Raw genomic sequence first — 18,497 nt, 5'->3', positions numbered from 1 at the left:
AAATACAAAAAGGCAGTGAGTTTAAGCCTCACTGCCTGATATTAATATAAAATACAAGCTGTACATTGTCAATGCAAAAAAATTGTTCTAATCACTTATTCAATGATTGCTATGATTTCTACTTCGCAAAGTACATCCTTAGGCAACTTCTGTGCAGCAACACAGGATCTTGCCGGTTTTCCTATGAAATATTCTGCATACACCTCGTTAAAGGCAACGAAGTCATCCATACTCTTAAGGAAACAAGTGGTTTTTATTACATTTTTAAATGAAATTCCTGCTTCATCTAAAATTGCAGATATATTTTTCATAACCTGAGTCGCTTGCTCTTTAATGCCGCCCTCTACGATATCACCGCTCTCCGGATTAATCGGAATCTGGCCGGATGCGAATAACATATTTCCATGTATTAATGCTTGTGAATAAGGTCCGATTGCAGCCGGTGCCTTATCTGTTTGGATTACCTTAAACATAATCTACCTCCATATCAACTTTTCACTCATTATAATCATAATCATTAAAAATGGCAATACGTCAGGTTAATTATTACTTTTTCCATAAATTTTATTTTGCAGCGCAATAACATTCTTGTCAAAATCAATTCCAAGTACGGACATACCCCTAACTCTTAACCCCTTATATGCACCATCCATCGGAATACGGAATTGTTCCACATCGTACTTCAAATAGGTTGGAGCACCAAATACATACGATAGCATTTCCCCTTCTGATAGATTCGTAGTAACATCCGGCAATATTTTGTTCAACAGCTTATTCAGCTGTAATACATTAAGAGATTTTGCCTTAATATAGATCTGCTCCAATACTCTTCTTTGTCTTGCAGTCCGTTCAAAGTCAGAATTTCCGACATATCGATTTCTGGAATATCCCAAGGCTTGCTTACCACTTAGTGTCAATTTACCAGGTTTTGTTAAATAACCTGATGTCTCCGGTTGATTTGTTAACTTGTTAATCTCAAGAATATATTTATTGATTACAGGAATCTCTTTCTTTGATACATCGAGCGTTACACCACCTACGGAATCTACGATATCAATAAAGGAAAAGAAATTAATATATGCATAACGGTCAACCTTAACCTTAAAGTTTCCTTCAATCGTTTTAATTAATAAATCTGCTCCTCCAAAGGCAAACGCTGCATTAATTCTATTATTCTTATGTCCATCAATTTGAACAAAACTATCTCTCATAATAGATGTTGCTATAATCTTTTTGGTTTTTTTATTAATTGAAACCAATATCATCGAATCGGATCTGCCTCTGCTATCATCCTGTCTCGAATCAATACCAATCAAGAGTACGTTAAATACATCCTTAGACGACATCATCGGGATTTTACTTCCATTTTCTGCGTTATTAATGTCTTCTTGTGACGAATCCGGTCCCTCCGAATCCTCTGGCTCCGGTGCTAATTCATCATCCGTAATTGTCGGAACCGGGTCTTTATTTGTTACAACATTCATTTTTCCATAATATATATGAAATACCAGTAGTATGGTCAATACCACCACCAGAATTGTTGAAACGATAGCAATACCAGCTATAATAAGCTTCTTTTTCCTTGTCATTTTTTTCTTTGTTTGTATCTTCTTTGAAGTTCCCATTCTTTACCTCTCTTTTCTAACTATGATAATGGCTTATTGTACCTATCATTCAATCATAGTTTAAGTATCCAACCATTATAATGATATTAGAAAATTTTTGCAATACCATAACATAAAATGTAAAACTTATGTCACAAAACGTAAAACATATGTAATCAATCCTTATTAAAATCTAATTCCATCTTATTTTTTGATTTACGTCTCTCACTTCCATACCTACCATAACCATAACCGTAGCCGCCGCTGTATCCATAACCACTGATTCCCGACTTAGCCCCATTGATGACACTTCCAATCATCTCAATATTACTGCTCTCAGACAGACTTTCAAGACTCTCCAAGATTTGGTTTACTTTGGCATAATCCTGCTTTACTACATAGATCAACCCATCCACAAATCTTGATAGAACTGAAGTATCGGATACTACAGCAGAGGGAGCTGTATCAATAATAATTACATCAAACATCTCCTCCAGCTGCTTTAAAATCTCCTCCATCTTGTTCGAACCGATTATCTCACTGGCATTTGCAACTGAGGTAAAGGCAGCAAGAACCGTTATTTTATTCTCCTCACTATATTGAAGAGCATCAGAAAGCTCTGCCTCTTCACATAGTACCTTCTCCAGTCCAGTTGCCTCATACTGAAGTGATGCCATCTTATAGATCGAAGGTTTATGCAAATCACAATCTACCAGTACTACCTTCTTCTCCTGCTCTGCAATTGCAAGTGCTAAATTAAAGGCGAATGTGCTTTTTCCTTCCCCACTTAATGCACTGGTGACAAGAACTGACTTCATAGAGTGATTATTCATCGCTTTTTCCACTCTGGTTCTTATCTTATAGATACATTCCTTGTACCAAGGTGTAACTTTATCATTTTGAATCGAAACAATTTTATATGATTTCTTTCCTCTTTTTTTAAACACTACCTCTGGTAACAAGCCCAGGTTCTTCAAACTCGTTAATTTCGTCAAATCCTCTTCTTTATGAATGGTTCTTCTGGTAAAGGCATAAGCCAAAAGAAGGATTAACCCCACAACAGCTCCCGGTATCGCTCCTTTTACCAAACTTCGTTTATAATCCTTTTTATTATCAGGTGCGCCCGGAACCCCTGTTTGATCAAGCATTGTTAGATGAGTACTCCCCACCACCGGCTCCGCTAACTTAGGATAATTTTTTATAACGGACTGAAGCACATCATGCGCTCTCTGTGCATGATCCGATACAACATTTATGGTAAATAGATTGGTGTTCTCAATATTCTCTGCCGTTATATCCTCCGATATATAATCCAGTCCCAAATCCTTTCTTACAATATCCTTCAAGATACCATTCGTTATAATATAGGGAAATGTCTTTGACATTAGGGTCGCCTTCGTGTTTTCCTCAAGCATAGAGGTATCCTTTGTATCCGAAGTCAGGCTAACCGTAAAAGTTGCACTGGCAGTATAATAAGGGGCATAGTTTTTATATTCCATATAGCAGGATATACCAGCTGTTATCAATATCAGAAGAATCATAATCCACCATAAACGTTTGATTCCTTTCAGAAGATCACCAAATAGAACATATAAATCAATCACGTTCTCGCTTTCTTCCATACTATTATCGTAATCTTTCATCATTACCTCCGCTTCTGAGTATGAGATTAGAGTAAGGCCACTTCATACACACTATTTAATCTTTTCGTATCCCAGTTGATTGTTATTTTGAAAGGGAAGCAAGTTATGCGGTTGATTTATCTGTTTTTTGATAATAACTCTGGTAGGTGTATGAATCACCGTATCCTTGCTTTTGTCCAATCGATAGCTTACGGACATCATTATACACACAACCAAGTAATTCCGAGCCACTGTTGCTTAATATATCAATTGCATCATTGATAAACCCGGTTCTTGCCTTACCCTGTCGTACAACTAATAATGAAGTGTCCGCCAGATCTGCTAATATTTCCGCTTCTGCTGATACGGATAAGGGTGGAGCATCGATTATAATATAATCCATCACTTTTCTGGCTACTTCGATAAAAGTTTTAAAGGATTCTTTGGTTAACATATCCGCAGAATTATCATATCTTTTACTCCCAAGAGCCATGTATAATCCATGATCCTCATCAAAGGATACTATCTCCTCAAATGTTGTGTTTTGAAGCATGTTATTCCCGATTTCATGCTCTTCATCCACTCTCTTTTGCATTATTTTATGTACGGCAGGCTTACTTAGATCTCCGTCAATTATCAAAACATACTCTGATTTTTGTGCCAATGCCAACGCCAAATTTACTGCTATCGTTGATTTCCCTTCATTCTCCATCACACTGGTAATCAATAATACTTTATTGGATTTTAAAGAAGCCTTGTATTCAAACTTTGCTCTCATCTTTTTGAAACTTTCCGCAAAGGTAAAGCTCACCGTTGGGCTGGATAATAGAATACTCTTCTTTCTTCTATGAAGTCTGGCTCTCCAGGTCTTATACTTCTTTTCATGATTAACCACACCAAATAGCTTTGTATCTAATTTTTTTGTTACTTCTTTTTCATTTTTTACATTATCCCTAGTTATTGACAGGACTGACAAGAGCAGTATCATTGCAGCTGCCCCAATCAGAAAGGATATCTTAAAATTCTTCGAATTATCAAGAACATTGCTTGGATTCGTAGGTACTACGGGTGATTCCATTAGATCTAAAATAGCACTTCCATACATGGAGTCTGTGACAGCGGTATAATTCTTCATAATAGAGGAGATGATGTGATAAGCCATATCCGGTTCTTTTGAAGTTACTGACAGCTCTAATAAATCAGTTTCCGGAACAACCAAAGCCAAAATCGTACCCTCCACCTTATCCGTACCAATATCTTTCGCGACCTTTTTCTTTAGTACATTACTGTCAAATATCTTAGTTAAGCTGGTTGCCACCGTAGATGCGGCATCTAGATTTTGAAACGTGTTGTCCTGTCCTTTTGAAGTTACAACGAAAGTGGCCTTCGTTGAATACATTGGTTTATAAAGAATATTCGTAGTAACATAAGTGACCATCGCCACAGTCAGACCGAAGATAATAACCACCCATAAATCCCTAAGTAGACTACGAGCGATATCTAATACATCAATTTGAAGTTCATCATCTTGGCTATTATGATTTAAATTCGACATTCTTTTCTCCTATTCTTCCACAACAACTATTAGTTTAGTGTTTCCGCTTAAGCCATCTTTCGTCGTCAGTGTATAGTCCACATTGTAAACTCCTACTTTTGTTGCATTCACATCAGATTTCACCGAAATATCGTCCTTGGAAATCATATTTACTGCTCCGTTAGAGGATTGTTTCTTAGAGAACTCATACTTTTCGCCATTTACTGAGGCGGATTTAATATAATCTTTCGCACTAAAGTTTGAACCTTTTTTTATGTATATAATGTAATTTGATAATTGTATATCCACTAATGTGTTCTTCATTGAATCAGGATAAGAAAACTCCACATTAGCCGGTAAAAATGTAGTTTGTCCTGCACTGTTTGTCACCTGAAATTCAATTAAGTATTTACCCTCTTTGATACCGATCGTATTGTCATCCGCTATATATTTTATCTTATCAGTCAGGTCACCATCGATCTTGTCCTGAGCTGTCATATTCTCAGATAAATTCATATCCCCTATGTTAAATAATAATGGCCTTGACAAACTAAAATGAGGAGGTTCATAATCACTGTACTTCAACATCCTCGTTTGCCTTGCAACATGCTTATCCGAATCAAAGGCCGCATAGGTAATCGTTCTTGAACCGTCCAAATCCATATTAGATATACTTTCAACCACAAGAGATTTGGTAACATCTCCATCTTTCTTATCGTATGCTGTAACTCCCTTAAGCATATCTTTTGTTGGTGCCTTTGTGCTTAACGTAATACTATCACTATCACATTGAATTGCCGGCACATCGTTATCCTGCGTTTTCATCTGATAACCTTTAAAACCCGCAAATACCAACATTGACAATGCGAATAATATCACACTTACTATTCTTAGTATCTTCATAACAGACTCCTTCTTCTGCTTATAATAATTAATGGTATTTTAACCTGCCACTAATCGGCCTTTGATTAATTAAATCCATGTCCTCCAAAACTCTTTTCGGATTTTCATTTAAAAGAATATCTGCATATTCCTGAGAATATTGAAATGCAATATACTGATATACTTCTGACAGATATGTAGTACGCCGGTCAACTCCATGCGCATCACTCGCTACAAGAGAGACCAGATTTTGATTTAACAAATAATGCGAAGTATTGCACGCTCTCTGACCAAAGCCGCCTAAAATACTTCCTTTGTTAACTTGCAGGGAGCATCCCTGATAGATCCACTCTAAAACAATAGACGGATTATTCTGAACATAGGGATAGCGCTCCGGGTGAGCAATAATGGGATGTAATCCCTGGCTTGATATCTCCCTTAACAAATAATCAATTAATGCCCCATCCTCGTGAAAATCAAATTCCATCAATAGATATCTGGAATGATTTAGTGTAATTAACTTCCCTTGGTGTATCAAGTCCGGAACATCCTCCGTTGCATAGACCTCCATTCCGGGTGCCAGCTTCAAATTGATGTGCTTCTCCTTTAGTTTATTTTCTAAATCATTCAACAACTTGGTCTGTTCGTCACTAAAATAATTTTCATATAAATCCTCTACATTACAGTGAGGTGTTACAATCATTCTATCCACACCACAATCTGCAGCCATTTTGGCCATTCGTATTGATGTCTCAAACGAATTTGCTCCATCATCAATACCCGGTAGGATATGTGCATGTATATCAATCATATCTATTGCCCTGCCTTTCTATGATGAATGACTTGCAATAATGCCATACTCTTTTAATAGTTCCATCCGCCGCTTTCCTACTGTAACACTGCCATTAATATTCTTGATAAACTTCCCAAGATGTATTAATTTTGTTAAATTAACTAATACCCTGTGGATCCAGGCTATCGGAAGAAAGATAGGATACTTCCCACAATAAGTATAATAAATGCTCATATAATCCCGGTTTGGAAATAGCATCTTCCGTAAATATTTCTCTCCTGATTTTTTATTTCTCTTATCATCCATTGCAGCCTGAATTGTAATAAGCCTGGAATTTGTTACTTCCATATTTGTATTTCCATATATCCCGGATGATATAATATCCTCAAGAAGTGCCTCAGGGTGAACTGCGATCTTTTCAAACATCTCCGGTACCATAATACATTCTTTCTTTAACCCGAGATAACTCGTGCCAATATCAATCAAATTCAAGAAATATAGCGAGGCTTCAATTTTATTTAGCTGTTTCCATATCCATTCCCAATGAATCTCAAGCCCATATGTATTGCAATACATAACAATATCGCAGAGTTGACGAATTCCAAATCCACTGTGCATAAAATGTTTCATGGAATGCAAAATCAAAAATAATAAATGCTTATTATGAGATAATGTTTTCACATCTACCTCATTAATCATTACGCCCTTACTATCTTCAAATACATCATGAAACAAACTGTTTAGATGACCGAACACAGTTTCCTCTGGATTAAACAAATCAGTATGTAACTCGATAATTTCTCCATCCCCATTTCGATAAACGATATGCTGTATAAGTCGTCCATAGGCGTTAACCGGCTTGTCACATGTATAGCCGTATTCTTTTAAAATCTGATCCACCTTATGAAAATCCACTTTTTTAATATATAAATCCTCATCATTTGACCTTCGGTAATACTGATCCGGGTAAATAGATCTAATTATTATGCCTTTTACCACAACAACTTCCATTCCTGCCTGATTGAATTTATCATATAACTCGAGAAACCGATCAGTTCGATATAATTGCCTAAGGCTTTCACTAATTGCCCTGTCCTTCCATAATAAAATCTCATCCGAACTCATAAATCTACATAAGTTGGTATTTTCTAAAGCTACGAAAATCATCGGTACTATAGTATGGATTTCTGATAAATAATATAGGTAGTTAAAATCATATTCCTCGTATCCCTCCAAGCTCTCTTTCGTACCCATTGATATTGATAATAAATCCAACATCTGCTTTACTGTTTCATTCATATTTACTCCTAATACTCTGAAGGTTCCTGCGCTTATTATTTAATCTAATTAGTAAAAAATAAATCTTGAGCATATGCTTCCGAAAGGGTCTCATCACTCTCCATACATAAAATACAGATCTCCAAAGGAAGGAATCACAATGAATCACCATATTCTTGCGGTATATCACTTTAACCATGCCAATAATATCAGGCTTAGCGACCCAGCCATCGGTCAACAAACAGGAATCCCCTAGTGTAAGGCATTGTTCGCTTCGAATTTTAATAATACGATGGAGTATATATTCACCCTCATTATTCTCAAATAGAATGATATCACCTTTTTTTATAGCATCACTACTTACTCCCTCAACGATTACCTGATCCCGATTACCCACGATCCATGGAAGCATACTTGACCCACTCACCGTAAACCTTACCTTATTCCCCCGACTCAAGATATCTTGAATCAGGGGAATTATTTCATGAGTTGATACTAATTTTTTATCCATACTATCCATCACTTTCAACTACTAAAAATTACATATCGGTAATAACTTTTGTAGTTCTTCCTTTAACACTTCGACTGAATCCAAATCCGGTCTACACTTCAATTTATAAACCGGAACATTTTGAACAATTACATCAATCAAGTCAAGCGCCGTATTCATAAGCCCGCTTTCCCAATCCGGTGCAAAAGCCAACTGAAATAATTCGATTGCCCCCTTTAGGGGATGCAGCAAGGTCACTTCATTCACCGGTGATTGTTCCAATATAACGAACGCTTTCAATGGAGCCCTTTTATTCATGCATTCATATGATGATCCGCACCATGGTGCTCCATAGGTATACCAAGAATGCTCCTCCTCATAACAAATAGCTCTGTCACCGTCGAGTATAAGGGCATTCTCATGTTCCTTCCACATAGTGGTATGAGTTGTTTTTCCCACACCGGAATGCGCGCATACAACGATTCCAATCTCTCTCCACTCCATTGAAACACCGTGAAATAATATCCCGCCTTTTTTTAATAAGGAAAAAGCAAAGATATATGCTAATTCTTCAAAACTCTTTCGAAACTTTGAATCATGCTTATCTAATAATAATTCCCATTTACTCCACTCTTCCGATATGCGGTATACTAATATAACCTGAAACTCATCATTCTTACGAATCCAAATATACTCATCCATATCGGTTTGATATATCACTAATGGATAAGCACCCTTATCAAAACGTTGAACCGGATTTATATTTGGCTCCACAAAATCGTTATTGCATTGAATTATGTACTCACTTAACAAAACTAAATCATTAGAAATATTGTCTACAATAAATTTTTTTGTGAGCTCCGGCATATAATAAGACTCTGCTCCAGAATGTTTGTTTTCCACATTAATTAAATATTTACCTACTTTAATATGCAGTTGATTATTCGATAGTAATTGTACTCTCATTTTTTAACTGTGACCGATTCCTCTCATACTTGATGTCGACATAGATCCGAGGGCAACGTTTTCAAATATATATTTTGTATAAAGAAGATGGTGTTTATCACCAATAGATGTATAATAATTTTTTATTTGCTTTAGTGCATTAAGCTTATCAATTTCATTACAACCATCTTTTGTTTTAATACTTATAGGTGTTTTTGTATGAGAAGGGTGCTGCCCATAATCATCAAAAGGGTTATCAAAACTCAGCGTTCCATCCTTCCAGCAATCATCGCATGCTATCCTTTCAAAAAATGTTACTTGTTCAAACTTCATTGTTGGTACTTCATATTTCTCCATTTACAACACTTTCCTTTCTCTTTATGATCTGTTGGAGCTCTACATCTATTTTTTCTTCCATCTTCCGTATCAATTTACCTTCAGCACATAAATATTGGGGGACTCCGGATATCTCTCCTGTCTCAGCAATTCTAGTCGCTGTACATGAACAACATGGAATTTCACAATTGATGCATTCCGGAGGCAATGTAGGTCGATTAACCAAAGTCGGCAATCTATCCCATGCATTTTGAAATCCTTCCTCAAATGGTAATGTCCAACAATCGTCCATCATCTGGCATGGATTCAATTTTCCGTCCCATGTGATCGTATAAGATGTCATTCCTGCACTACATCCATATAACGTTGACTTATCTCTGTGACACTCCGGATTACTGTCTTCCATGCTCCCACTTATGTTATACTCATCTATTGGTTCGTCCGAACTTTCCAATATTGCTTTCGCAAAAGGCTTTATGATAAATTCCTCCGTTGTATATTGCATCAACTCCATACTTTGCTTCGGAGTCAATCGGCATGCGGCTACATCAGCTACTCCTCCTCGTACTGCCTTCGTAACAATTCTAGCAACATGAAAGCTAATCTGTCTTTCCAAGCTATAAGCCCATTTAATCATGGCATTCAAATCATACAGATTATCTTGAATCATTGTTGTCCGAAAGCTTATGGATGATGGTAACTGCTTTAACTTATCAACTCCCTCCAACATCTTATCGTATGCTTTTGCACTTCCTGTTACTTTTTCATATGTTTCAGGAGAAGCTCCATATACCGTTATTCCAATACTGTGCGGCGGAAACTCCCTAAAAACCTCCATAATCTCATCCGTAATAAGCGTTGCATTTGTATAAAGCGTAAGCATAAAGCCCATTTGTGCTATCGCCTTATAAATCTTTATAAAGTCCGGTCGCAGCATCGGTTCACCACCGGTCAGGAGTAATGCTCCTGTTCCTGCTTCCTGGATTTCTTTCGCCATATGAATCCACTCGTCGGTAGTTCGCTCTCTTCCTCCGAGCTCCGCCATCCGTTTGCTATCAATGCGAATGAAGCACATCTTACAGCATAAGTTGCATCTGGCGGTCAATTCTAAGGTACCGTTTAACGGGTATCTCATACTATATTCTTCCTTCACCCCTACACCTCATCTTCATCACATTCCAGTATCTTTGCTTCTTTCAGCTGATTTACAAAATCTTCTGTATCCTTAGTCGCAACCTCTTTCGTGACATCATAATACTTCATCAGTAGCTCTGCCATAATGGAAGGTCGCGATCCCTCTTTCAGTATTTTCCAAAGAAATGCCGCAGTTCCGTTTAATGTTATAATACCGTTAAAATCTGCGATATTTTGCCCTACTGGAACAACCATGTCACTACCAGCAATCTTTCGTAATATAAATCCATCCTTAATCCTCATGTTCCTCTCCTTTATTTCTCCTTTATTTCTCTTTTCTATAATTTAACATTCCTATATTAATAACTGGATGCCAGATCAGTGATGAATTCTTCCTCGCACTCATTTACCTGCGAGTCATTTATTTTATAAATCTTATCACACATAACCAATACACTTTCTCTATGTGTGGTAAGAATACAGGAATGATTTTTTCCATATGCAATAATGTTCTCTAATACTTTCTTTTCCGTCTCAATATCTAGCGCTGACGTCGCTTCATCCAGTAAAAGAATCGGAGCTCCCCGAAGCAATGCTCTGGCAATTGCGATTCTCTGCGACTGCCCTTCGGAAAATCCTCCTCCCTTTTCTCCTATCTCTGCATTTATGCCATCGGGTAATTCTTCAATAAAGTCATATGCACAGGCAGCTTTTAACGCCAAGATGATCTCCTCATCCGTTGCGTCCGGCTTTACCATTCGCATATTGTAAGCTATTGTTCCAGAGAATATGGTATTTCCCTGAGGTACATAGGAGAAAAACTTTCTGGTTGCCATTGATATTCCGCTTTCCAATCCATGCGAATCTATAATCTTTGCATCTCCTGATGTGGTTTTTAACAAACCAAGCAATACACGGATCAAAGTTGTCTTTCCTTCTCCGGAAGGACCAATAATTGCTGCAATTTGTTTTGGCTTTACCTTAATATTCACATTTCTAAGAATGCTATCCTTACCGGCATAATTGATATCTGCATGAGAGATCTGAACGGTGAGCCCATCTCCTACTGTATTTTCTTCGATCTGCTTCACCAAATCTCCATCCGTTGCTTTTTCTTTATGTAGACTAACAATCTCCATAATTCGTCCGGCTGAAGTCGCAGCTCCCAGTGCTGACGGAATCATTCCCACCAATGACGAAAATCCGGTTGACAAACTTCCTGATAGCTGTAAAAACAAGGTCATGGTTCCATATGTAATACTCCCGCTCCATAGTCGAAATACTCCCCAACCGAAGGTAGCATAGGCTACAATAATTCCAATGATGGACATAAAGCTGGAAGTAAATATTGAAAACTTATTAAACTCCAATGCTGTTTTTGTATAATGTTTTTGAATATTCCTAAGTCTTTCTACAAAAAAACCCACCAAATCAAAGGACTTTATTGTAAGAACATTTTGAAAGGATTCCTCATTGAACGCCATCATCTCGCTGCTGACTTGCCTCATTTTCTTGTTGTAGCTCCTCATACGCCCTACTAATATTCTGGACATTAATAAGGTTACCGGGGCACTTAATAAAGCAATGACAGCCATCGTTGCATCATAATAGAGTATGATGATTAAGGTACCTGCAAATTGTATTAAGTTTGTAATCAGTGTTGGAAGCCAACCGATTACACTGTCTGCCACTGTTTTTGTATCACCGTTTAGACGGTTTAATAAATCCCCGCTATGAAAGCCAGATAAGGCCTCCCAATCCACCATTAATATCTGATTATAGATATCTTCCTGGATTTCATTGTTTATTCTAAGATTTATCTTTGTTGATATTCTGCTTGTTGCGGCCCCGATTGCAATTCCACCTAAAGCTGTAAAACTAATAAACGTAATGATAAATGCCAGATTTGATGTTTGATGTCCGGTTACCGCATCGATTAAATATTTGGAAGCAACGCTACTGGATAAACCGATTACAGTCCCTAACGCTCCCATTCCTATGTAGTAAATTAACGCCAGCTTGTATTTTTTGATGTATCGAAACATCCATTTGATTTCCTGCCATATCTCAGGCAAGGACAGCTGGTCGGTTTTATTTTGAAGCTTCTTAATAAACGATTTCATGATATACCCCATAATCTTAGTAGTGTACACTGTGATACAATTGCCCTAGCAATGTTTTCTTATCCTTCTCTTGTACGTTGCTTTCGATTTCTCAAATGTGCATTACTAAAATCTCTCGTTTATTTTGCTCCTCTTCCAAATAGTACAACCATAACCGTCTTAAACAATATCTTAAAGTCCATCAGTAACGACCAGTTATCAATATATTCCAAGTCCATCTTAACTACATCTTCAAAATCATTGATGTCACTTCTACCGTTAACCTGCCACATACCTGTAACGCCTGATTTTAATGCAAGTCTTCTTTTATGTCTCCCTTCATAGAGAAGAAATTCACTTTCTGTGGGTGGTCTGGTACCGACTAAACTCATATCTCCTTTTAATACATTGAAAAATTGAGGGAACTCATCTAAACTTGTTTTACGAAGTAACCTCCCAACCTTTGTGATACGGGGATCATCCTTCATTTTAAACATATATCCACTCATCTCATTATTAGCAGCTAGCTCTGCCAGCCTCTCCTCTGCATCCGGATACATTGATCGGAATTTGTATATACGAAAACGCCTGCCATTTCTTCCAATCCTCGTCTGTGAGAAAAATACCGGACCCGGAGATTCAATCATAATTGCAGGCGCAATGAACAGTGTTAATATAATTGTTAGTATACAACCTATTAGACCACCTAGAATATCGATCAGACGTTTTAACTGTAGTTGTGTTTCGTCAAACAATTTAGAGCTAAATGTTAATACATGATATCCATTCATCTTTCGAACAATCTTTTCATTAATCTTTAATCCAAACGTGTTAATACTTAAATTAACCGTTATGCCCATGTTTTGAAATTCTAACACAGTATCCTCCAGCTCCAAATCCAGCCAGGTATTCGGGATATGAATAAATACTTCATCGATTACTTCTTGCTTCGCTACATCAAACATATCTGCGAAGTCCGCCTTAACTTCTATTCCTCCGATTTTCTTACCAATCATATGTCGATCAATAATCGTAAAATATGTAATCTGACTATCCCACTCATTTCCACTTCTCACACGATCAAGCACATCTTTCGCTTGATTGAAGGTTGTGATAATCATAATTTTTGTATTACCCTTGCTATTCTTAAATGCAGCCATATAGATAATCTTAAAATACTGCCTAACGGTATAAGTTATCATAATGTTAATGACAAAGAATAGTATAAAAAACATACGGGAATAGATATCCCCTTGTTGAAATAAAAACATCATCCCTGTTAGAATAATGGCCAAAAGAATATTTTTCTTAATAACGATAATCAGCTCTTCTAAAAAACCTCTCTTAAATAAATCATGAGAAGTATCGTAAACGTAAAACACCGTTACATATAACGCTATAATAACAATCAACGCCCATTGATAAATATCTGTTTCCATTAAGTTGGACTTTATATTACCAAACCGAATCCACGTTGATAATAGAAAGGATATTATGATGCAACATATATCTATAATCAAAACATAACTCTTAGGCAAATTCTTTTTCCTTATACCCATGATAGAACCCACCCTTCATAAATAAACGTTGTTTCTTAGAAATAACAAACCCTACCCCGGTTAAAACGAAGCATATTATGAATATACATATAAACCCACCCCATTCCATGCCCTTTTGATGGTTTTGACTAGGGAGTTTATATATTACATTTCCATTGCTATCTTTAATAAGCTGAATGTTACCTTGGAGATCACAGTATAATTTCAGTCCACATTGTTTGTATATCTGGCGTGAAACGGAAAGTATAATCCCTTTGGAAATCAAGGATTGATGTCCCTCTTCCTTACCCCTGTTCATCATTGTTGCACTATAATTCTTAAGTAATTTCTTTATTGCGTTTACTTTTGAGCTAGAAAGATCAATATTATAATCAGATAGGTAATTCGTTAACACACGAATATAAAGTGATTGTAGTTGATTCTCTTTTATCGCATTGTCTGCTACCACCATTCGATTGGCGGATACCATATCCAGCACCTGTGCTTCTCCTTCACTTAAATTACCATTCCCAGTGATATACGATCCTTCACTGAAACTAAATACGGAAAGGTCACTATCTTTCCTTTCAAATCCGCTAATAATCATTCCACAAGCGGTAAGAACAATCATAATCATTGTTAAGATTACTAATTTCCTAGCATTACTAAGGTGCTTCTCTTTTTTTATATAGTTTCTATATGTGATTTTGCTATTACCCATTCAGACATTCCTCCGAAACTCTCCCCCTAATTCAATTTTTAACCCTCTAATAGAATCCCATTCTTTTCCAATAAGTGCATTATAATATAGGACATTTTAAATAACAACTAAATAAAGTAAAAAAAAGGAAAATCCGTTTTACAGATTTTCCTTTTTTCATTCAGCGTTAGCTTATATTCTATGGTATTTTTTATTATCCGACGCCATTATATAAAATACATCATATGTTTCTTCATAAATCCTAGTGATACACGAAGTTTTATCACATTCTTACCTTAATTTATCTATTTCATGAATAGTTTTCGGCTTTATAGGATTTGAATCAACTTCTTTCATTCGCTTTTCCATGACCAATAAATCCCACCACTCTCCTAATTTGAAACCGGTTTTCGGATATACACATAATTCTTCAAATCCGAATCTCTTATGTAATTCGATGCTGCTAGAATGTGATTTTGTTATTAATGAATATATCGTATAGTAGCCTTGCTTCTCAATCAACTCAAATAACCTTTGATATAAAGCACTGGCAATCCCTCTTCTGTGATAAGCCAAATCAATATAAACCGAACATTCACAATCCCAGTCAAATGCAGCTCTCTCCTTAAATCTTGAGCAATATGCATAGCCAACTACTTTCCCGTCCATCTCGCATACCAGCCATGGAAAATCCTTTAACACATTCTCCATCCGTTTCCTAAACTCCTCTAAAGAAACCGATTCATACTCAAATGTGATCGGTGTATTTAAAACATATGGCTCATAGATTGCCTGTATTGCTGCTGCATCCTCAACTCTAGCCATTCTGATTGCATAATCACCCATAATTATTACCATTCCTTTCAGCAAAACCTAACTCTTTTACGCAATATTTTGCCTGTACATTATAATGAACATTTCGTTCTATTTTTTCATTATTATTATAGAAGAAACTCGCTCAAACAGCAAGCCAATATGAACACCATTAGAGTCAATTCTCACAGATTTAAGCAGAATAAGAAATAGGAAACATCTTTTTTATAACAACTGTATGAAGTCGTTGATGCTTAGGCTGTGTGGTTAACAGCCTTATGCACCACTACGTACTTCATCCAAGCGAGAGCGTGTTGTTATGAAATATGTTTCCTATTACAGCGGTTATAAACGCTTAAAGAATCACAGTAACAAGTACTGTATCTACTCACTAAATACGTTCCTATAACTAATACAAACCACTTAATTTGATATCTATATGCCGACGCCTATGCATAAGTTGCCATATACACTTATAGATTTAGAAGATGGTTTAGAGACAAAAAATTGCATGTTTGACGAACGTAGTGAGGAGTTTGCATTTTTTGTCTCTGTTTTACCATATAATAAATCTATTAGTGCATTGCAACGTTGCATCGAAGTCGGAATAAAGATGTCAAATCAAGTGGTTTATTAATGACTAAATTCGTATTTAGTAAGTATTCATTACAGAAATCACCTGTGATTCTTCATTATCTATTCAACATGATGACATGCTACAAAGTGACCCTGTTTCATCTCAAGCATTGGTTTCTGTTGTTTGCATATATCTGTTGCGATTGGACAACGACTTGAGAACGGACATCCAGCAGGAGTATTAATCGGGCTTGGTACATCTCCGCTTAATATCTGACGTTGTTTTTGCGCTTCCTTATCTGGATCCGGAATTGGAACAGATGATAGTAACGCTTTAGAATACGGATGTAACGTATTGGTATACAGTTCATCACTAGATGCAAGCTCAACAATATTACCTAGGTACATAACAGCGATACGATCACTGATATACTTTACGATATTTAAATCGTGGGCGATAAACAGATAAGTTAAGTTTAACTTCTCTTGAAGATCATGTAAAAGGTTTATAATCTGTGACTGAATGGACACGTCAAGTGCGGAAATCGGTTCATCACATACGATGAATTCAGGCTCAATAGCAAGTGCTCTCGCGATACCGATACGCTGACGCTGACCGCCGGAAAATTCATGAGGGAAGCGATTCGCATGCTCACGATTTAAACCAACTAATTCAAGCAACTCAAATACTCGTTCCTGACGCTTCTTCCTATCATACATCTTGTGAATAATCATACCCTCTTCGATGATAGATCCTACTGTCATACGTGGATCCAATGAAGAGTATGGATCCTGGAATATAATCTGTGCCATTTTGGAATAAGTAAAGAGATTTTTCTTCTTAATTTCTATATCTTTTTTACCATGATAAAGAATCTTGCCTTCGGTCGGAGGGTAAATACCCATAAGCACTTTACCAAATGTGGACTTTCCACAACCTGACTCACCTACAAGTCCTAAAGTTTCACCTTTATAGATATCGATATTAATATGGTCTACTGCTTTAAGAATACCATCAGATACCTTAAAATACTTGGATACCTGCTGAACCTCAACTAATTTATCATTATTGTTTGTATTATTATTACTCATTATTTCTCACCTCCACCTAGACTAGTAGGACAATCCGGATGTAACATCCAGCATGAGGATTTATGATTTTCATTTGTTTCATATTCTGATGGCTGCTGTGTCTGACATATCTTCATACAATAATTACATCTGCTTGCAAAGCCACAACCTTCCGGAGGAAGTAATAAATCCGGAGGAGTTCCCGGAATAGAAACCAATCTAGTATCACGCTCGGTATCAATTGTTGGAAGACTCTTTAAAAGTGCCTCTGTATATGGATGTGCTGGATTATAGAAGATATCCTCTACGGTGCCGGTCTCAACAACTTTACCAGCATACATTACTGCAACACGGTCTGCCATACTTGCAACTACACCAAGGTCATGGGTAATCAAGATAATCGCTGTGTTCGTCTTAACTCTAATCTCCTGAAGTAAATCCATAATCTGAGCCTGAATCGTTACATCAAGTGCTGTAGTAGGTTCATCTGCAATCAGAAGCTTCGGTGCACAAGACAGCGCCATCGCAATCATAACTCTCTGTCTCATACCGCCGGAAAACTCATGCGGATATTGCTTCGCACGCTGATCGGGATTTGGAATCTTAACTAAGGTTAATAATCTAAGTGCTTCCGCATGAGCATCAACCTTTGATAACTTTTGATGATGACGAATTGCTTCGGTAAGCTGCTTTCCAACCTGCATAGTTGGATTTAAGCAAGTCATCGGATCCTGGAAGATCATGCTGACATCCTTACCACGAATTTTCATCATTTCTTTTTCACTTGTTTTTACAATATCTTTATCACCCAGTAATATCTCACCCTGCTTGATTCTTGCAGGGGGCATAGGGTTTAATTTCATAATTGTCTGTGCCGTTACACTCTTTCCGCAGCCGCTCTCACCAACGATGGCAAGCACTTCTCCTTCATGTAAATCAAAGGTAACACCGCGTACTGCTTTAACTTCTCCGGCATAAGTATCGAAGGATACATGTAGATCATTAACTTGCAATACTTTATTCATGCTATAACCTCCACTAACTGTGTCGGTCAATTCTACCGACCAGCTTTTTATATA

General features: G+C 36.9%; 18 protein-coding genes. All 18 read right to left on the bottom strand.

Annotation, left to right across the window (positions count from 1 at the left end):
• Window positions 1-95 precede the first annotated feature (95 nt).
• The 18 genes from AC6IWN_RS01150 to AC6IWN_RS01065 all read right to left on the bottom strand — a co-directional run bounded on the left by AC6IWN_RS01150 (window position 96) and on the right by AC6IWN_RS01065 (window position 18,443).
• Window positions 96-473 (bottom strand): RidA family protein, encoded by a 378-nt coding sequence (locus tag AC6IWN_RS01150; RefSeq protein WP_497990239.1) that lies wholly within the window; start codon window positions 471-473, stop codon window positions 96-98.
• Between the two features lie 66 nt (window positions 474-539).
• Window positions 540-1,625, bottom strand: coding sequence for an LCP family protein (locus AC6IWN_RS01145; protein ID WP_497990237.1), 1,086 nt, complete (start codon window positions 1,623-1,625; stop codon window positions 540-542).
• 155 nt (window positions 1,626-1,780) lie between these two features.
• Window positions 1,781-3,247 (bottom strand): tyrosine-protein kinase domain-containing protein, encoded by a 1,467-nt coding sequence (locus AC6IWN_RS01140; protein WP_497990235.1) that lies wholly within the window; start codon window positions 3,245-3,247, stop codon window positions 1,781-1,783.
• Between the two features lie 103 nt (window positions 3,248-3,350).
• On the bottom strand, window positions 3,351-4,781 hold the full coding sequence (locus tag AC6IWN_RS01135) for a polysaccharide biosynthesis tyrosine autokinase (RefSeq protein ID WP_497990233.1): 1,431 nt from the start codon (window positions 4,779-4,781) through the stop codon (window positions 3,351-3,353).
• Between the two features lie 9 nt (window positions 4,782-4,790).
• Complete coding sequence (locus AC6IWN_RS01130; protein WP_497990231.1) at window positions 4,791-5,663, bottom strand: hypothetical protein; 873 nt, start codon at window positions 5,661-5,663, stop codon at window positions 4,791-4,793.
• 28 nt (window positions 5,664-5,691) lie between these two features.
• Window positions 5,692-6,453, bottom strand: a complete 762-nt coding sequence (locus AC6IWN_RS01125) for a tyrosine-protein phosphatase (protein WP_497990230.1) — start codon at window positions 6,451-6,453, stop codon at window positions 5,692-5,694.
• 18 nt (window positions 6,454-6,471) lie between these two features.
• Complete coding sequence (locus AC6IWN_RS01120) at window positions 6,472-7,734, bottom strand: nucleotidyltransferase domain-containing protein (protein ID WP_497990228.1); 1,263 nt, start codon at window positions 7,732-7,734, stop codon at window positions 6,472-6,474.
• Window positions 7,727-8,224, bottom strand: a complete 498-nt coding sequence (locus tag AC6IWN_RS01115) for a S24/S26 family peptidase (RefSeq protein WP_497990226.1) — start codon at window positions 8,222-8,224, stop codon at window positions 7,727-7,729. Before AC6IWN_RS01115 ends, AC6IWN_RS01120 begins: the two co-directional genes overlap by 8 nt.
• Before the next feature lie 21 nt (window positions 8,225-8,245).
• Window positions 8,246-9,169: a hypothetical protein gene (locus tag AC6IWN_RS01110; protein ID WP_497990224.1), complete on the bottom strand. Its 924-nt coding sequence runs from the start codon at window positions 9,167-9,169 to the stop codon at window positions 8,246-8,248.
• A gap of 3 nt (window positions 9,170-9,172) precedes the next feature.
• Window positions 9,173-9,505, bottom strand: a complete 333-nt coding sequence (locus tag AC6IWN_RS01105; protein WP_497990222.1) for a hypothetical protein — start codon at window positions 9,503-9,505, stop codon at window positions 9,173-9,175.
• Window positions 9,492-10,619 (bottom strand): radical SAM protein, encoded by a 1,128-nt coding sequence (locus AC6IWN_RS01100; protein ID WP_497990220.1) that lies wholly within the window; start codon window positions 10,617-10,619, stop codon window positions 9,492-9,494. Before AC6IWN_RS01100 ends, AC6IWN_RS01105 begins: the two co-directional genes overlap by 14 nt.
• A gap of 20 nt (window positions 10,620-10,639) precedes the next feature.
• Entirely contained in the window at window positions 10,640-10,921 is a 282-nt protein-coding gene (locus tag AC6IWN_RS01095) for a PqqD family protein (protein ID WP_497990218.1), read from the bottom strand.
• A gap of 56 nt (window positions 10,922-10,977) precedes the next feature.
• Window positions 10,978-12,741 (bottom strand): ABC transporter ATP-binding protein, encoded by a 1,764-nt coding sequence (locus AC6IWN_RS01090; RefSeq protein ID WP_497990216.1) that lies wholly within the window; start codon window positions 12,739-12,741, stop codon window positions 10,978-10,980.
• 119 nt (window positions 12,742-12,860) lie between these two features.
• On the bottom strand, window positions 12,861-14,279 hold the full coding sequence (locus AC6IWN_RS01085; RefSeq protein WP_497990214.1) for a sugar transferase: 1,419 nt from the start codon (window positions 14,277-14,279) through the stop codon (window positions 12,861-12,863).
• Entirely contained in the window at window positions 14,251-14,979 is a 729-nt protein-coding gene (locus tag AC6IWN_RS01080; protein WP_497990212.1) for a hypothetical protein, read from the bottom strand. The genes AC6IWN_RS01085 and AC6IWN_RS01080 overlap by 29 nt, the downstream gene beginning before the upstream one ends.
• 270 nt (window positions 14,980-15,249) lie before the next feature.
• Window positions 15,250-15,828 carry a GNAT family N-acetyltransferase gene (locus AC6IWN_RS01075; RefSeq protein ID WP_497990210.1) on the bottom strand — a complete coding sequence of 193 codons (579 nt, stop codon included), beginning with the start codon at window positions 15,826-15,828 and terminating at the stop codon, window positions 15,250-15,252.
• Window positions 15,829-16,467: 639 nt separating this feature from the next.
• On the bottom strand, window positions 16,468-17,439 hold the full coding sequence (locus AC6IWN_RS01070; protein WP_497990208.1) for an ABC transporter ATP-binding protein: 972 nt from the start codon (window positions 17,437-17,439) through the stop codon (window positions 16,468-16,470).
• Entirely contained in the window at window positions 17,439-18,443 is a 1,005-nt protein-coding gene (locus tag AC6IWN_RS01065) for an ABC transporter ATP-binding protein (RefSeq protein ID WP_497990206.1), read from the bottom strand. Before AC6IWN_RS01065 ends, AC6IWN_RS01070 begins: the two co-directional genes overlap by 1 nt.
• Window positions 18,444-18,497: the final 54 nt, after the last annotated feature.

The organism is Variimorphobacter sp. HTMS_6 (assembly GCF_059717775.1).
The sequence above is the reverse complement of the archived record's forward strand: the minus strand, read 5'-3'. Positions and strand labels throughout refer to the sequence as shown.

Coding starts and splice junctions, on each gene's coding strand:
- AC6IWN_RS01150 (WP_497990239.1), bottom strand. CDS start 473: ATGTTTAAGGTAATCCAAACAGATAAGGCACCGGCTGCAATCGGACCT.
- AC6IWN_RS01145 (WP_497990237.1), bottom strand. CDS start 1,625: ATGGGAACTTCAAAGAAGATACAAACAAAGAAAAAAATGACAAGGAAA.
- AC6IWN_RS01140 (WP_497990235.1), bottom strand. CDS start 3,247: ATGAAAGATTACGATAATAGTATGGAAGAAAGCGAGAACGTGATTGAT.
- AC6IWN_RS01135 (WP_497990233.1), bottom strand. CDS start 4,781: ATGTCGAATTTAAATCATAATAGCCAAGATGATGAACTTCAAATTGAT.
- AC6IWN_RS01130 (WP_497990231.1), bottom strand. CDS start 5,663: ATGAAGATACTAAGAATAGTAAGTGTGATATTATTCGCATTGTCAATG.
- AC6IWN_RS01125 (WP_497990230.1), bottom strand. CDS start 6,453: ATGATTGATATACATGCACATATCCTACCGGGTATTGATGATGGAGCA.
- AC6IWN_RS01120 (WP_497990228.1), bottom strand. CDS start 7,734: ATGAATGAAACAGTAAAGCAGATGTTGGATTTATTATCAATATCAATG.
- AC6IWN_RS01115 (WP_497990226.1), bottom strand. CDS start 8,224: ATGGATAAAAAATTAGTATCAACTCATGAAATAATTCCCCTGATTCAA.
- AC6IWN_RS01110 (WP_497990224.1), bottom strand. CDS start 9,169: ATGAGAGTACAATTACTATCGAATAATCAACTGCATATTAAAGTAGGT.
- AC6IWN_RS01105 (WP_497990222.1), bottom strand. CDS start 9,505: ATGGAGAAATATGAAGTACCAACAATGAAGTTTGAACAAGTAACATTT.
- AC6IWN_RS01100 (WP_497990220.1), bottom strand. CDS start 10,619: ATGAGATACCCGTTAAACGGTACCTTAGAATTGACCGCCAGATGCAAC.
- AC6IWN_RS01095 (WP_497990218.1), bottom strand. CDS start 10,921: ATGAGGATTAAGGATGGATTTATATTACGAAAGATTGCTGGTAGTGAC.
- AC6IWN_RS01090 (WP_497990216.1), bottom strand. CDS start 12,741: ATGAAATCGTTTATTAAGAAGCTTCAAAATAAAACCGACCAGCTGTCC.
- AC6IWN_RS01085 (WP_497990214.1), bottom strand. CDS start 14,279: ATGGGTATAAGGAAAAAGAATTTGCCTAAGAGTTATGTTTTGATTATA.
- AC6IWN_RS01080 (WP_497990212.1), bottom strand. CDS start 14,979: ATGGGTAATAGCAAAATCACATATAGAAACTATATAAAAAAAGAGAAG.
- AC6IWN_RS01070 (WP_497990208.1), bottom strand. CDS start 17,439: ATGAGTAATAATAATACAAACAATAATGATAAATTAGTTGAGGTTCAG.
- AC6IWN_RS01065 (WP_497990206.1), bottom strand. CDS start 18,443: ATGAATAAAGTATTGCAAGTTAATGATCTACATGTATCCTTCGATACT.